Source organism: Clostridium cavendishii DSM 21758, assembly GCF_900141845.1.
Taxonomy (GTDB): domain Bacteria; phylum Bacillota; class Clostridia; order Clostridiales; family Clostridiaceae; genus Clostridium_AG; species Clostridium_AG cavendishii.
Genome location: NZ_FQZB01000006.1, coordinates 40,301 through 57,698 on the forward strand (window position 1 = coordinate 40,301; position 17,398 = coordinate 57,698).

The window sequence follows — 17,398 nt, forward strand, 5'->3', positions numbered from 1 at the left end:
ATCACCTCACTTATTCCCCTATACCTGATTGATGGAATTTCTTTTCGAACCTTTTTACAATGCTATGTAAGTGTGGTTTAAATACAAAGCCGAATATTATATAAAGTATACTGAATAATAATAACATTACTATATCTAAAACAACACTGCTAGACAAAGGTCCTGCAATTGCTTCCCTAAAACCACCTACTGAATAAGTAAATGGGAATAATGGCTGTAATATTCTAAATATAAGCGGGTCTACTTGTATAGGATAACTTCCTCCACAACCTGCTAACTGTATGATCATAAATACTATATTAATTGCCTTCCCTACATTACCTAATAAAGATACATTGGTAAATATTATTATTGAGAAGGTTATACCTGATAATATAGAAAATACAGTCATCAGGAATGGATTTACTACGTATATCTTAAGTAAAAATATATTTCCTATCGCTATTATAGCGCCTTGTATTATGGCTAGTACCACAAAAAGAATCATTTTCCCGAAATATTTATGTCTTATTGTAAGAGTATCATCTCTTTTAAACTTTTTAGCCTCCGTGCCTAATACTGATGTTAAAATCAATCCACCTACCCATATTGCTAATACTGAATATACAGGCGCCATAGCTGATCCGTAATTTGGTACTGAATATACTTTAACTTCTTTTATACTAAATGGATTTGCTACAAATTCACCCATTAAATCTGGATTATTTTGAAGCACTGCAAGTATTGTATTTAAATCATTATCATTTATTTTTGATAACTTTTCACCTATATATTTTATTTCATCTTTATATTCTTTTAGCTGCTCTAAAAGATCTCCCGACACCTTAGCTGTAAGATTACTGCCTTCTGTAGCTGAGTTTACTATTTTATTTATACCTTCTACTGAATTTTGAGAGTTTTTTAATAATGTAGCAGCATCTTTTGTTGCCTTTGTTAAATAAGTAGTTATCTCATTTAAAACCGGAACTGTTTCTTTTTCAAATTTACCTGTTATATTATTTATATCTGTTGATATTTTTTGCAAATTATTCTTTAATTGTTTTATAAGTTCGTCACTAGATTTCCCACCATTTTGAGCATCTTTTAAAATTGCTGTAATCAATGTATTTTGCTTATTTAAACTATCTTCTAAGGATTTTAAAGATACTATCATTTGAGATATTTGTTCATTAGGTTTTTGCTCATTAAGAGCCTTAAGATACTCTACACTTTTATCTATAGTAGTATTTATTAACTCTATATTTTTATTTATATCATTCATTTCATTAGTAATATCCATTGAACTTTGGTTACTATTTGTAGTGTCTAGAATCTTAATTATTTTATCTATGCTAACTTTCATTTCTTTTAAATTATTGTCTAATGTTTTTATAGCTGTAGTTAAACTAGTATTTGTTGTTTGTATTAAACTTTCTGCATTCTTTGCTGTTGTTTCACTTATAGATATACTTCCTGTTAATGCAGGCATAGTACCTTGAACAGCCTTTAAATAAGTATTTAAATTCGTTGAATTTGCATTGACATTTTCTAGTGCACCTATTATAGTGTCCATATTTCTGCCTGCGTCTATTATTGAATTTTTAAGTTTTATTATATCATTACGGTTTTTATCCACTTCTTCTTTATAACCACTAACTTTTCCAAAGGCTTTTTTATTGACTGTCGCAATAAAATTTGAAGTTATCTCATCTACTAAATATCCTTCTGCTCCTCCTGCTATTTTTCCAGCTACTGGGTTAGCCTTAGTATCTAACTTATAAGTTATTTGCGCCTTTTTAGTATTATCTTTAGATATACTAGCCAAATCTTCTGAAAAAGTTTCTGGTATTTCTATACTAGCAAAATATGTTCCATCCACAACCCCCATATCAGCCTGTTCTTTAGAAACAAATTTCCACCCTATTTTTTTATTATTTTTAAGCTCGCCTATTACTTCTTGTCCAACATTTACTTTTTCCCCCATAACAGTAGTTCCTTTATCATTATTTACTACTGCTATAGGCATAGTACCTGTATTACCATAAGGATCCCAACAGGCCTTTATATTTACCCAAGCATATAAAGCTGGTATTACACATATACCCAGAGTAATAATTAACGCCACAGGATTTTTAAAAATACTTTTTAAATCACTCTTAAATACTTTCATTAGCTTTCTCATAATATTTACTTTACCTCTATTCTAGATTTCTTAATAAACTATTTAAACTTCTCAAAATTTACTATATATCATTTTAACTTTGTTCTATACATATTTCAACATTTTACTATTTTTTTTATTATAAAAAAACTATACTTTATTCAAAATTTTTAATATTTATATTAATAAAATACAAATTCATACTTTTAAAATTTAAAAGTATGAATAGTTATATACTAATATATGTTTTTATATGATAAATTAAAACATTATACTATAATAAAAAAGTAAACTTGTATACATTTTATTATACCTATCCTTAGTTAAATTTTAAATATCCTAAAACATTTATAACTATAATCTTTTTTATATCCTCATAGCTTAAAATATATTTTTTCTATATAATCTTAAACAATATTATTTTGCATACGAACTATAAAACTAATGTATATTATATCATCTTATTCCTGAAAACACTACCGCTATTAACATATTCATTTATTAGTATTCCTTAGTTTTAAGAATAAAGTTCCTCTTTACTTCTAATAAATACTCTAAATCCTTTAAAAATTGAAATAATATTGCTCTATTTTCAAACTCCTCCCTTGTTTCAGGAAGTTTCTGAATACTACAGGCTTCAAATACAGATTTCAAATCTTCTAATAAGCCTTCTGCATTATTATTTTCATGTAAATCTAATGCTACACGTTCAGTAAACGCTGCTACAATCTCTGTTTGTGCAAAAGTCTTATAAAATCTTTCAAAATTTCCTCTCATGTATTTCAATATTTCAAATTGAAGTGTCCTCATTTCCATATATTTAACATAATATTTTGATTCCTCATTCACATAGTTATTTAAATTACGATAAGCTCTTTCACTGCCAATGATAAGTCTTTCTTGCAATTCCTTGAAAAGTTGCTCTTCACCTATATAGACAGATTGGCTTCTTAATGTTTTAGCCATATGTGCTAAAATTTCTATCATTTTATCTTCAATATATATTTGATCTTTCTTTATTTCTCTATCTATTTTAGGCATATAAATGTTAAATAATATACCTATCCCTGCACCTACCCCCATAAGCAAGAGTTCATTTTTAATCCAATAAGGTGATATAGACCTTTCAACTAGCAAATGACTAACCAAAACAGAACTTACCACTATTCCATCAGCCATTTTAAACTTTACAGCTAGCGGTATAAAAATAATCAAATATAATCCAAAAGCGACAGGTGTATATCCCACTATAGTAAATAAAACACCTGCAATAAATAATGCTAATATTGTTGAACCAAATCTTTGCATAGCTAAATATATTGATGTTTTTTTTGTATTTTGTATACTTAAAATTACTATAATTCCAGCAGCAGCTGCATATTTAAGTCCTAAAGCACTTGAAATTATAATAGCTAAAGTTGCTCCTACTGCTGTTTTCAAAGTTCTCATTCCAATAAATTTTTTCATAATTAAGCCTTTCAAAATATAAGAATTTTTTAGCTCATATCTTTTTTGTATGATAATCAATTGTACTTATCTTATTTATATATCTTGTGATGTCTATTAAAATTGTTGCTATTACCATACTATCATCCTTAGTATAATACTAATCATAATAAAGATGTAACTTTGCTATTATAGCATATTATATCAGAATTTTTTATAATAATTTATTATTATTTATTTAATGCTACATATATATTATTCGTAAAAAAAATGGTTTTCTATAATTTTATATTTCCCCCAATGCAAAAAATTTAGGACTTATAGAAATTTTTTTTACTCAACCTAAAGCTACAAGTCGTCAAAATTTCTATAAGCCCCCTCTATTTTTAGAAAAAAACTTCTATCCATGAAAAAAGAGGTAATCTTCCTATTAGAAAATCACCTCATAATTTAAATACTATTATATTTCACCTATTGATAGTTTACTTATACCAAAACCAAAATCAAAAGAACTTTCTGCTATCCAAACTTTGTCTTTTAAAACAAATTTAAATTCTTTAGATTTTTCTCCTTTTGAAGGAGTTGCACTCTTATATGCTGCTATTAAGTTCTTTACATATTCTTCTTTGAACTTTTCTTTTGCTGCTTTTTCATCTGTTATTTTTGCATCTTGAACAACTTTTAATGCATCTTGTCCTGCTTTTTCATCTAATTTTCTTTCTTCAATATATGTTGTTGATACTTTAACAGTTGCTTCAGTTTTTTCTTTTTTAACTGTTTCAGTTTTTACAGTTACCTTATTTATAGCTTCTTGTCTTGCATCTAATATAGAATTAACTTGTCCATCTGTTACAGTTAAACCAGCTACTTTAAAGTTTGATTTAAGTTTCTTTGAATATTCATCTTTTTGTTTGTTTAAGATATCATCGACTTCCTTATCAGATGCTCCAAGTTTTTTAAACTCTTCTTTTTGACCTTTCATAATGAAGTTGTATTGAGCTTTAGCTGATTCTTCTGGTGTACTCTTTTCACTTGAGCATCCAGCTAATACTCCACCAAGCATTAACATACTTACTCCTAAAGCTAATAATTTTTTCGTTTTTTTCATTTTTTGTCCCCCTTGTTTATAAAGAAAATTTTAACATGCATAATTATACCATATTCAACAATATTTTTACAACATTTTTTTAAAAAACTTTATTTAAATTATAAATTAAATTTAACATTGCTTTTTTATTGTTTTTAATACCTAAATATTCCATAGAATATTAAAACAAAAAATCCCTCTTACGAGATTCGTAAGAAGGATTTTCATTTCACTATAAATATTAAATTTTTCAACTTTGTAAATATAATTATAAATAATATTTTTAACCTTTATTTAATATTTCTTTTGTCTTTAAATAGAGTCCATGCTCCAACTCCTAAGATAGTAATTATAAATATACTTGCTATTACAATTATATATAATCTTTCTTTACCTATCCTTTCTATTAAACTACCTTCATTATCTTTTACAGACTCTTCTTTCACTTTAAAATATGCATTAAATACGCTACCTTCCGTATCTATTATTGTTCCATCACCTTTTACTTTTTTAACAAAATTATCTTCTACCAAGAACTTCATATTCTTATAAATCAACTCTTCCTTAGGTGATGTAAAAAACAATATACTTCCATCTCTATTCCAAGGTGCTTTTATCAAATTTAAAGTAGCATCATAATTTTTAAAATTATTAACTATAGGAAGCTTTTGCGTAGACTTAAAGGTATTAAAATTATCTTCGTAAGGTATATTTAAGTTATTATTATATTTTTTTATAAGATTATTAGTATTTGGTGCTCCTAAAACTATATAATTTGCTTTATCTTCTTTAAAATTTTGATCATATATAGCATATAAATCACCAGTAGACTTAGTATCTCTTCCTAAATAACTACATATGTTACCTGCAACTGTTATTATATTAGAATTTATCTTACTTGGAAGCACTATTTTCAAATTATTAAATTCTCCATCTTTTATAAATGGATAACCATAATAATTTAGCAATATTTTATCATTAGTTGCTTTTCCAAAATCTATATAAGATTCTTTATCTACATAAACCCAAGAATTTTCTCTACCTTGCTCATAACATTGAAAATCTTTAGGTGCCAAATAAAAAGCAACCTCTATATTCAAATAATCACCAGGCTTATATTTCCCTGGTATATAGACTTTTAATTCTCTTTCACTATCATCAGCTATTTCTTCAATATGAGCATCTTTAACAAACTCACCATTTATAAAGATTGTAATTGTAGACTTTGAAAAATCTATTACTCTTGAGGTTCTATATTTAAGGTCTATATATGCTTTACCATTAATAGCCCTATCTTTAGGAATAACAACTCCATAATTTGCGCTATTGTAAAAAGAACCTATAAGTTTAATATTATCAAATCCTAACTTTTCAAAGGACATATTTGAAGTATCTGTTTTTATAGATTTTTCCCCTGAATATTTTCCTAATATAACTCTACCTATATTAAGTTGTTCTCTTGCATCTTTATTCTCTATATAATATAAAGCTTCTGATAATAACAAATCATTTTTAGATGTTATTATATATAAACTTTTATTTGCATTTAAAGGTGATTTTATATTAACTACTAAAGCATTATCTGTTATTTGCTTTTCTTCACCTTCTAAAACAGCTGATTTTACAAATGATGGAGCATTCTCATACTTTCCTAAATAAATAATATTATTATTTTTGTCCTCATCAGATAGATCTGACTCTTTAACTATTTTAAAATTCATATTTTCTCTATTCGCTTCTCTTCCAAGTAATGAAGAGAGCTTAAGTATTGAACTTAATTCAACCTCTGTAAGCTTATTATTTACAACTATAATAAAATCACTTAAATTTTCAGTATTGATTTTCAAATATGGATATGGGAAGCTACTAATTTTATAATTAGGTTCTTCATAATCATAACTTATATGTACATTTGATTCCTTTCTCAAAGTTATCCAATTAGCTACATTAACATCATCAAATTCACATTTTTCTTTAGTGATTTTATGAAAAGCAGTAACTCGAATAGAATTATACCCCTTTAATATACTATCCTTTGGCAGTGAGATTTTAATAGTTTTATTTCCTTTAATGTTACTTATATTTAAGCTTTTTAAAGGAGTATTATTTAAACTAACAGTTATACTTGAATTCAAATATTCCTCCACCTCTGAAACATCAAAACTTAAATACACATAATTATCATCCTTTAAAATCCAATGATTATCTACATTAAACCCAAAGCTATAACTTGGAAATACACCTTGTAAAACAGTATCCTTTGGATATTTATAGATTTTTTCTAAACTCGCTGGTGCAGCCATTACTTTTATTGTTAAAAGATTTATACATAATATAAAAATCATACTTATACTAAAAATTCTTTTCATATGTTTACACCTATTCAAACCTTTCTGTTTTATACCAAGTAGCTTTTTTACCTAGAACTTTATCTTGTATGTAAGCATACACTCCTTTTATCGTCACTAAGAACCACATTTGACAATAAGTAAAATAACTTAATAATACTAAAAAGAAATTTTCTCTATTAGCTTCACCCTTTTCTATACTCAAGGCTATATTAACTTGCAATACAAACATTACATAAGATAATAGCCAAATTATCACAAATACACCAGAAACACTAACCTTTATTGATGTAAAAAGTCCTAATATAAAAATAATGTCTGAGGCTATTAATGATATTAGAAATAAAAAATAAACTCCAAAATAATAATATATATCTACAGCAATCTTCTTACCTATTATCTCTTTAGGTTTTTTTAAGTACTTCCATAACACATATACGTTTCCTTTTACCCACCTAGTTCTTTGCTTAAACCATATTTTCATAGTTTCAGGCTCTTGTTCCCAAGTTACAGCTAGTGGCATAAAGCAAATCTTAGAACCTAGCTGATATATTCTAATGCTTATTTCTGTATCTTCAGCTATAGCCTCGGTATCCCAACCACCTATTTGTTCTATAATACTTCTTCTTAAAATAAAATTTGTTCCTGGAATGGTGCATAAATTAAATATCTTCCATCTACCACCTTGAGCCATCCATTGAAAGCTAAGCCCTTCAATATTTATAAACTTTGTAAGTATATTTTTTCTTTTATTTCTAGTTCTAAACTTACCTATGACTGCTCCATAATCTTTGTTATTATCTATTGTATAAGCTAAAATCCTAAGCGATATGGGTTCTGGAGTATTATCTGCATCATAAATTACTATAAATTCACCTTTTGATAAATTATACCCAAGGTTCAAGGCATTTGATTTGCCCTTTCCTCCATTTTCTTTATTAGTGGTTATTACTTTTATATCCCTATCCTTATTATTATCTTGTATCTCCTTTAGTATTCTCCCTGTTCCATCTGAGGAATTATCATTTATTACTATAACCTCCATCTTATCTTTTGGATAATCTAGTTTTAAAATCGATAATACAGTTTTGCCTATCACTAATTCTTCATTATGAGCTGGTATTAAAATTGATATCTTAGGAAATCTATTCATATTCTTTATTACTTCTAGTGGATATTTACTTAATTCTACAGAATATTTATAGCCAAAATAAGTAAGTAACCCATTATATAATAAAAGTATCCAAATAGACATTATGCAAAATAGAAACACATAATCTACAAACTTATATTGCATGCCTATCACTCCTTGAATAAATTTTTCTTTCGTTTTTTTCGTCCCCTTAAAGTTATATACAAGAATATAATTACTGCAATTAATATAAAGCTTGCAAATATTATAGAAGTATAAAAAAATGCAGTATTAAATCCTCCTACACCGGATCTTTTTTCCTCTTCTAACTTATCTTTTACATATGTTAAAAATTCATCACTCACTACAGCCTTAGCATTTTTAACATCATAAGACTTTTTATCTACCTTAATTGTTCCTTTTATATATGAAAAGTCTTTTCTTTTAATACCTTTATTATTAAGTTTATTGAGTATAGACTCTAAACTCCCTAATTCAGTATTTTCCCTTACTTCTATATAAAATACTCCTCTTTTTTTAAGATTTACTCTATCTATAAAAGCCTCTAATAAGGAAATATTATTTTTATCTAAAATTATTTTCTTACCTGAAACTACATCTCCATTTAGATTATAATCAAAAAAATTATATCCTAAATCTTCACTAGAAATAGCTAAAGGGAAATGTTTTAAATTTTCTTTAAATAACATTTCTGAATTATATTTCTTATCTATCATACTCTCATTAACATTATCACTAAATGAGACTATTACAGGAAATAACCCTAAGCTTGAAAGTTCTTCTAATACTTTATTGATTCTAGAATTCGCAAAACTATATACAGCTTCACGCCTATCAGGCATCATATCTTTTTCATAATAACTATAATCAGTAAAAGAACTTCTTATATCATCTATATAAATATTATTTTCCATAGCAATTATAAAACCCTGTTTTTGTGCCTTTATCAAAAGCTGTAATAATTCATTATTATTAATTATTTTATATTCAATACCATTTTGAACCAGAAAAGGGTTTATAGATAATATAGTGTTTTCTGCATAATCTTCTAAAACCTTTAACTTATTTTCTAATATCTTATAATCATAATTTGCGTTTATGTCCTTAAGTTCTATATAGTATTCTGCCTTATCATTATCTTTTACTTTATAAAAATTATGAATATATTCTGAAAGAATTGCATTTTTTAAAATATCTGTAGATGTAAAATTATTAACATACAGATTCCCATCTTTCTCATGCATACTTATATCAGAATAGTTATACATATCTATCTCTATAGATATAAATTTTTTTCTATTTTCATTAATATAATTTAATATTTCACTTTTTCCCTTAGACTTTTCACTATAATAAATTACCTTATCAAATTTATTTATTAGAGTATTTACAAAATTATTGTCATTAACTATGGAAACATCAAAACCTACATGATATAGCATTGGAAGTATCGTCATATAGCTAGTTTCATTATATATTAATAAAACCTTTTCATTCTCCTTTGCATAACAAGTTAAATTACCTATAAAACCTATATATATTATCAATATAAATATGATAAAAATATTTTTTTTCATCTTATTAAACGTCATATTCTAATTCTTTTTCAGTAAGATTTAATAAATCCAATGGATTCTCTACCTTCCTATCATATTCCTTAATACCAATTTTATAGGTAAGAGTAATATTTCTAGCACTCTCAGTTTTATTTAAAATTTCAATATTCCTTATATTGTTACTAAGTCTCTCCCTTATTATTTCTGACCCTTTTAAGTCTGTAAAAGGTAAAACTATAACAAATTTATTATTAGCTATTCTATACTTCATATCTTCAACTCTAGCTATTTCATTTATAACTCTTGCTATGCTAAAAAATATATCATTTATCTCTTCCTCGCTATGTATAGACTGTAATTCATCAAAATATTGAAGTTCTAAAATCATCAAAGAAAGTGCAAAATAATGTCTTTTAGCTTTCTTCATTTCATCTCTTAAATTTTGTATAAGCTCAACTTTATTCTTAAAACCTGTTACTGGATCCACCCTTAAAAGTTCATTCTTTCTTTGATTTAACTTTTCTATTTTTCCTAGTATTTCATTTATTGCTTCACCTAATCCCCCAGATACATACACAAAAATAGGGAATAAAATAAGCCATATATAACTAGAAAAATCAATTTTAACAGCTGCGCCACTAAATAAAACTGTAGAAAACAAATAACTTCCATATAAAAATGTAGAAAATAAAGCAATAAAAACTTTATTTATCCTTGTTTTTAAAAATGCCGTAACTGTAGATAGCAAAATAAAACTAACCGTTACAAATTGTTTTGTATCAATGACCTTTCCAGATATATATATCATTATAAAAACAAAATATATTAGTAACATTAATATTAGAAATAAACCTTTTATTTTTATCTCTACATTTCTCATAATTTATCTCCTTTGTATTGCTAACAGAGCATTTAGGTTATCAAAAGAATATACTTGTTTTGTTTCGGCATTTCCAAATGAACCATAAACCTCCGAATTTTTATCCTTTACTTGAAACGTCTGCAATTTTTTAAGCATTTTATTATAATAGGTCTTGTCACCTAACTCTGAAAAAATCATAGCTGCTGTGGAATATATAGCTGTAGATTCCACATTAGTTTTAGCTTTTCCCGTATTTATATCATAAAAACTACATAAAACTCCTGTCTCATCAAATTGTTTTTTTATCCATTTTATACTTATTTCCTCCTTTCCTTCACTTGCTTCTATTTTATTTAGTATAGTTATTAAGCTTAAAAGCATATCAACATCATTACTTTCTTCAAAAAAATTTTTTTCATTAATATATACTTTTTTATATAAAGGAAGTTCTTTAGAAATTTTAGCTTTTTTTATTAGTGCTATAGAATCCTCATAAACATTATTCCATTTTTTATCTACCTCACTTAATAACTTCATAGTATTTAAATCTAAGTAACAAATAGTGGTATCTTTTGCTTTTCCATATTCATCTTTAAAATCTATAACTCTATTATTTACTATTAAATTTTTATATATACTATTTGATATATCTATAGCAGTTTTTCTATATTTAAAATCTCCCCACCTACTATATCCATATATCAATGCTTTTATGATTCTAAAATCATCAATTGTTGCAGAGGTTTCAGATTTTTCCTCCTTATTTTTTCTCCAAGCTACTAATGCATCTTTAGTTATCATGCTTTCTTTTACTATTTCATAATGCTTATTAAAAAGTCCCTTATCCCCTTCTTCTACTGCGTATAACATAATTATGCCCTCTGATTCTGATAGAACATCATGACCTTTAGTTATATCTCCATCAGAATTTTCTTTTAAATAATTTGTATATATACCATAATTGTCTTCACTTAATTTCTTATTTATAAAATCATATACTAAAATTTCTTCCTTACTTTTGATTCTATTAACCCATGACTTTTGTATATTCCAAGGTAATATATAACTTAAATTACTTCTAATAATTATGCCTATTGTTAGAAGTATACTTATAATAATCAATATAATCCACTTTTTCAATTTGCTTCCCCTTTCTAACTCTTCTTATGATATTTACATAATCTAAAAATAAATTCTATACATTAAGAAACGTGTGCTAAAATTAGCACACGTTTCTTAATGTATTATAACCTTATATATACATAAGTATAACAATAAATAAAAAGTAGTTAATCAATATTTATGCTTGTCTAACTACTATTAAACCTAAACATATTATATAATGATTTAATATAACCTTTTTCTTTTTATATTTTCTTAATAATACTACTATACAATTTAAAAATATATTTTAAATTATGATACTGCCACAGATAATTCTATATCGTGATTGTCTATTAAATATTCTAATGATATGAATGGTTTTCCATAACAATAAACTTCCTTGTCCTCTATACCCTCCAAATTTGTTTCTATATCTACCTTAAAATCAGTAATCTTTTCTCCAAACTCTTGAACATTTGTTGTTGCAGAAGAAACCACCCAACTTCCATACTCTCCTAAAGCACTAACTCCCATAGAATCTATTTCACTAACTACAGCACCGCCTAATAAAAATCCAATTATTTTTTGTGCAATTTCTTCCTTCATAGTAATTATTACTTTCCCATGAATTGTACTTTTACCAAACAAATCTATTATAATAGCAACTTTTTTATTAATATTAACACAATTTAATGCTTTCTTGCCTTTACAATATAAAACAAAACCTCCATTCTCATTCAATGTACTTTCCAATGCTTTAATAAAAGAATTTATAATTTCAACTTTCATATCGTACCTCCGTAAACTTCTTACTTATCAAGTTATCTTAATCAAATTTTTATAGAATCTAATCTTACACCGTTTTCATCTTTAATTGGCATATACTAAATTAATCTCAAGATAACATTAAGTATTTATTCTTTATAAGTTAATTTAATTTTTTATTCTTTAATTTGTTATTCACTAAAGTCTTTTTCTTCACTTTAAATACTAATTAGTAAAATGCTCTGTTCCATATAAATTAAAAGCTTTTCCTTTAACTTGTCCATCTCTGATTATTGTCTTTTCAGCTCTAACTATTCCTATACCTGTTTTCCTAGCCTCTGAACTAAGCATGTCTTCTCTATGAGGAGGTGAATTCCTCCATTGTTCAAATATTTGTTTAGCTGTAGATTTTTCTGTTTCAAGTCTACTTAATATATTCTCAGAATAGTAACTGGCATCAACACCAAAAACATTTCTCATTAGATACATACAATCCTTATTTCCATATTGAGGATTACTATGAGCAAAATAATCTAATTGTAACATTGAATTTGATTTATATCTTGCAGACTCCCTTAATGTTGAACTTAAAGCTAATGGAGCTAATCCATTCTTAGTTCTGAATTCATTAACTAATGCTAAAACTTCATTCTCTAATTCATTATCATATGTATATTGATAATTATTGGCCAATAGTTCCATTTTAACTCTTTCTATTTCTGCTTTTGTTTCTGCTTGTTTTGGAGTTTCTTCTACTGTAGCTTTATGTGAAGATTCTATATTTTTCTTAGTCACAGAATTTGAATTACTTATAGAATCATTCACTAAATCTTTTTTACTGACTTCATCATTCTTATTTTCATTAATTGCTTTTTGTGTAGGATTCCCTTTATCTTTTACTTGTTCTGTTTTATCTAGCTCTCTAACCTTATCTTCTTTTTTTACTTTTTCACCCTCCGCATCAATTTTATTAGCTTCTAATACCTCATTACTTTCCTTTTCTATAGAAACTTTTTCTTGCTTATGGTTCACTGAATTATTAGTTATACTATTATAAATAATAATTCCGCTCACAATAATTAATATTATTACTATACTAATTATCGTCACCTTTATTTTTTCTTTTTTAATCTTATTAAATATTTCATTCACTTTTAAATACCTCCCAATTGTAATTTTATTAATTATAGGAATATTTATCAAGTATAATTTGATAAATATTTGTTTATTCTTAATAAAACATGAATAACTTGAAATTATATACAAAAAAACTAGGGTACAAGACCCTAGTTAAAATTAATATCATTATTTAATTGCTTCTGCATTAAAGGCTTTTCCTATACGTGCACTTTCTATCTTCCCTTTATTAATAACAGATAAATATACTTTTCCACCATTTGCACCTAATTGCGAAATGTTAACATTTACTTCTTTAGCTCCATTAGTAACTACGGCTTGTCCCAAAACTTTAGCTGTTACTGAGCCATCAGAAAATACCTTTACAGTATCACCTGCATTTAAACCAGAAACATTTATTTTATCTGAAGTCCCTTTATTATTAGTTATTGTTATATTATTTAAGCTAGGTGCTTTTGATTCGTTCATTCTTGAGGATTTCAAAATATCTAAATCATTTGTAGTATATGGAGTAACACATTCATATCCTACATACTTTGATTTATCCCAGCTATGTTTACGTACTGAATCACTTATTTGAGCGTCTTCTAAATTAAAATAATCATATCTTATTCTTCCTTGTACATCTGGGACTGGATCATTCCACGTTGTATCTAAATGATACCAAGCACCATTTATTTTTACTAAATTCCAAGCATGAGTATTTCCATTAGCTGTTCCAGATATAATTCTTACTTGAAATCCTGCCTCTTTTAACATCTTATACGCTAATAGTGCATAACCTTGGCAAACAGTTTTATTTGGAGCTACTAAAGCTGCATAAGCTGAATGATGTGCTAAACTAGTATCATAAGCTACATGAGTTACTATATAATTATTTATAGCCTTTTCTTTCTGCTCATCGGTCATTCCAGGCTTTATTATACTTTTTATTATTTCCTTTACCTTTGTATCAACAACTTTAGACTGCTCTTTTGTTTCTATATAAGTAAATTTAATAGTTATATCTCCTATAGTATTATAACTATAATTATAACTACTCATAGTATATCTTGCATAATCATTCTTCGGATTCTCTAATACATCATTTATACATTTATTTATAGTAGCCTTCCAATCAGTTATATCCCTTCCTGTATATTTTAACGATACTGAGGTATTTTGATTCGTTAAACAACTTTCTATTTGATTCTTTAATTCATTTACATTAGATACTGATATGTTTGTCCCATAATATAATTTAATTCCACTTGTTACAGTATTACTTGATACTGCTCCATTTTGCAAATTAGTATTTACTTTTTGAACAACTGCGGTACTTGCAAAAGCATCTATAGGCATGTTAATAGTTAATGCTACTGAAATTATTGCTATTCCAATTAATTTATTTATTACTTTTCTATTCATAACCTCAAACCCCCATAGAAAATATTTATTATTAGTTAAAATTATAATTAAATAAATTTCTCATCAAGTTATTCGACATTTATTTATCGTATTTTTTTAAAAAACTTTAATGACAATAAAAAACAATAAATTTTTTATTGATTTTTTTACATTTCTTCCTTGCTTAAACATAAATAATTCCTTCCTACGAAATTCGTAAGAAGGAATTATTTTAAAATTTATTGAATGAATTTAGGCACTTCATAATAAAATATAGAACTTTTCATTTTAATTATAATATTTTTCATTATTTGAGATTGCTTATAAGCCCATCCTATATCTGTAGCATATTCATGAGCATATAAAGCACTTGGATTTTTAGATAAAGTCGTTAAATCCCATCTCATCTTATATAATGTATTTTGATTATAAGTTGTATTATTTATATAACCACTAGATATATATTTAGCTCCTCCAATGATAGCTTGTTCTACTGTAAACCAACCTTGAGCATAAGCTTTTTCTGAGCCCCATAAATCTGGATTAGAATCATAAGCTCCATAACCATAAACATTATATACAGTAACAGTTTTATTCAAAGATACCACTTTAGAATTTATATCACCAAACGATTCATGTATTGAATTAAGTGAAATTCCTGTTGCTAATTTTGAAGTACCATTTCCTGTTTCTAAAAATGAATGAGCCACTAAATACACAGGATTAACATTATATAATTTTCCTGCATCTAAGAAGGCTTGTCCTTTTCCTTCTAAAACACCCTTTCCTACTAATACAGAGTTTAAATCTTGAGCTGTAATTCCATCCATGTAATTTAATTTTAAGAACTGGTTTATTCCAATATCATTTATAAAGTTATTAGGATTTAAATAATAACTAACTTGATCTTTAGTGGCATCAATCCAAAGTCCATCATTCCATACTTGAGCTTTGGTAGCTAAATTCATTTGACTATTTAAAAATCCATTAAACGTTAAATTTGTATCAAAATAATTTATTTTAATATTTGTTCCCATAGGATTTCCTAATATATTTGCTTCTACCATGTCACTTTCTTTTAGAGTATCACTTTTAACTGATACAAGTACCTTTAATGCTGATTCATCAAGCTGCTTAGTTAAAGCTACAGCTAAATCTCCTGCTTTTGTTGCTGTTCCTCTTCCCAATACTGTTTTCCCATCTAATGCATATATTGTAACTGTATCCTTTGCCTTTAAGTTTTTGAATATTACTACATCTGCTTTTCCTACATTATTATATATTGTTACATTTGTTGGATCTAATTTTGCTGTTACTTCTTCTACAATATATTTTACTTCTAATTTAGCACTTTCTTTTTGATTTTCACTTTTAACTGATACAAGTGCCTTTAATACTGATTCATCAATCTGCTTTGCTAAAGCTACAGCTAAATCTCCTGCTTTTGCTGCTGTTCCTCTTCCTAATACAGTATTTCCATCTGCTGAGTATATTGTAACTACATCTTTTGCCTTTAATCCCTTAAATATTGCTACATCTGCTTTGCTTGAGTTATCATATATCATTACTTTTGATATATCTAGATTACTACTTACTGATTCTGTATTGTAATTCACTTCTAATTTTTGACTTTCATTTTGGTTTTCACTCTTAACTGATACAAGTACCTTTGTTGTTGATTCGTCTAACTGCTTAGTTAAAGCTACAGCTAAATTTCCAGCATTTGCTACTGTTCCTCTTCCTAATACTGTTTTCCCATCTAATGCATATATTGTGACTATATCTTTTGCCTTTAAGTCTTTAAATATTACTACATCTGCTTTTCCTACATTATTATATACTACTGCTTTTGATGCATCTAATTTAGCAGTTATACCCTCTAAACTATAATTAACTCCCAATTTTTCACTTTCATTTTGGTTTTCACTCTTAACTGATACAAGTACCTTTGTTGTTAATTCATTAAGCTGTCTCATTAAAGCTACAGCTAAATTTCCAGCATTTGCCGCTATTCCTCTCCCTAATACTGTTTTCCCATCTAATGCATATATTGTGACTATATCTTTTGCCTTTAAGTCTTTGAATATTACTACATCTGCTTTTCCTACATTATTATATACTGTTACTTTTGATGTATCTAATTTTGTTTGTATACTGCTTAAAGCATTATATGTCCTTATTTCAGTTGTACCTGTCTTACTTACTGGAGTACCACTTTGTAAATTAGTACTTACATTTTGAACAATATTAGTACTTGCAAACGCTTCTACTGGTATATTTAAAGATAAAGCAATTGAAAATATTGTTATAGCTATTATTTTTTTGATTTTTCTTCTGTTCATTTACCCACCCCATGTATAAATTTCACTAAATTTATAGTATTACTATTTGATTCTTTTTTGTATATTTAATTA

The 17,398-nt window shown here is 26.5% G+C and carries 12 protein-coding genes; all 12 read right to left on the reverse strand.

Going from position 1 to position 17,398, the window contains the following annotated elements; genetic code table 11:
- Positions 1 to 10: 10 nt before the first annotated feature.
- The 12 genes from BUB01_RS06035 to BUB01_RS06090 all read right to left on the reverse strand — a co-directional run bounded on the left by BUB01_RS06035 (position 11) and on the right by BUB01_RS06090 (position 17,326).
- Positions 11 to 2,149 (reverse strand): YhgE/Pip domain-containing protein, encoded by a 2,139-nt coding sequence (locus BUB01_RS06035; protein WP_242958371.1) that lies wholly within the window; start codon positions 2,147 to 2,149, stop codon positions 11 to 13.
- A gap of 492 nt (positions 2,150 to 2,641) precedes the next feature.
- Positions 2,642 to 3,607, reverse strand: a complete 966-nt coding sequence (locus BUB01_RS06040) for an aromatic acid exporter family protein (protein WP_084108435.1) — start codon at positions 3,605 to 3,607, stop codon at positions 2,642 to 2,644.
- Between the two features lie 439 nt (positions 3,608 to 4,046).
- Positions 4,047 to 4,694 (reverse strand): hypothetical protein, encoded by a 648-nt coding sequence (locus BUB01_RS06045; RefSeq protein WP_072985806.1) that lies wholly within the window; start codon positions 4,692 to 4,694, stop codon positions 4,047 to 4,049.
- A 269-nt stretch (positions 4,695 to 4,963) separates the two neighbouring features.
- Positions 4,964 to 7,042, reverse strand: coding sequence for a cellulose biosynthesis cyclic di-GMP-binding regulatory protein BcsB (locus BUB01_RS06050; RefSeq protein WP_072985807.1), 2,079 nt, complete (start codon positions 7,040 to 7,042; stop codon positions 4,964 to 4,966).
- A gap of 10 nt (positions 7,043 to 7,052) precedes the next feature.
- Positions 7,053 to 8,318, reverse strand: a complete 1,266-nt coding sequence (locus BUB01_RS06055) for a glycosyltransferase family 2 protein (RefSeq protein ID WP_072985808.1) — start codon at positions 8,316 to 8,318, stop codon at positions 7,053 to 7,055.
- A 5-nt stretch (positions 8,319 to 8,323) separates the two neighbouring features.
- Positions 8,324 to 9,751, reverse strand: a complete 1,428-nt coding sequence (locus BUB01_RS06060) for a hypothetical protein (RefSeq protein ID WP_143152458.1) — start codon at positions 9,749 to 9,751, stop codon at positions 8,324 to 8,326.
- Between the two features lie 4 nt (positions 9,752 to 9,755).
- Positions 9,756 to 10,610, reverse strand: coding sequence for a GGDEF domain-containing protein (locus tag BUB01_RS06065; protein ID WP_072985810.1), 855 nt, complete (start codon positions 10,608 to 10,610; stop codon positions 9,756 to 9,758).
- Between the two features lie 3 nt (positions 10,611 to 10,613).
- On the reverse strand, positions 10,614 to 11,732 hold the full coding sequence (locus BUB01_RS06070) for a glycosyl hydrolase family 8 (protein ID WP_072985811.1): 1,119 nt from the start codon (positions 11,730 to 11,732) through the stop codon (positions 10,614 to 10,616).
- A gap of 276 nt (positions 11,733 to 12,008) precedes the next feature.
- Positions 12,009 to 12,485, reverse strand: coding sequence for a chemotaxis protein CheX (locus BUB01_RS06075; protein WP_072985812.1), 477 nt, complete (start codon positions 12,483 to 12,485; stop codon positions 12,009 to 12,011).
- Between the two features lie 201 nt (positions 12,486 to 12,686).
- Entirely contained in the window at positions 12,687 to 13,613 is a 927-nt protein-coding gene (locus BUB01_RS06080) for a CAP domain-containing protein (RefSeq protein ID WP_072985813.1), read from the reverse strand.
- A gap of 153 nt (positions 13,614 to 13,766) precedes the next feature.
- Positions 13,767 to 15,005 (reverse strand): transglutaminase domain-containing protein, encoded by a 1,239-nt coding sequence (locus BUB01_RS06085; protein WP_072985814.1) that lies wholly within the window; start codon positions 15,003 to 15,005, stop codon positions 13,767 to 13,769.
- 218 nt (positions 15,006 to 15,223) lie between these two features.
- On the reverse strand, positions 15,224 to 17,326 hold the full coding sequence (locus tag BUB01_RS06090; RefSeq protein ID WP_072985815.1) for an N-acetylglucosaminidase: 2,103 nt from the start codon (positions 17,324 to 17,326) through the stop codon (positions 15,224 to 15,226).
- Positions 17,327 to 17,398 lie beyond the last annotated feature (72 nt).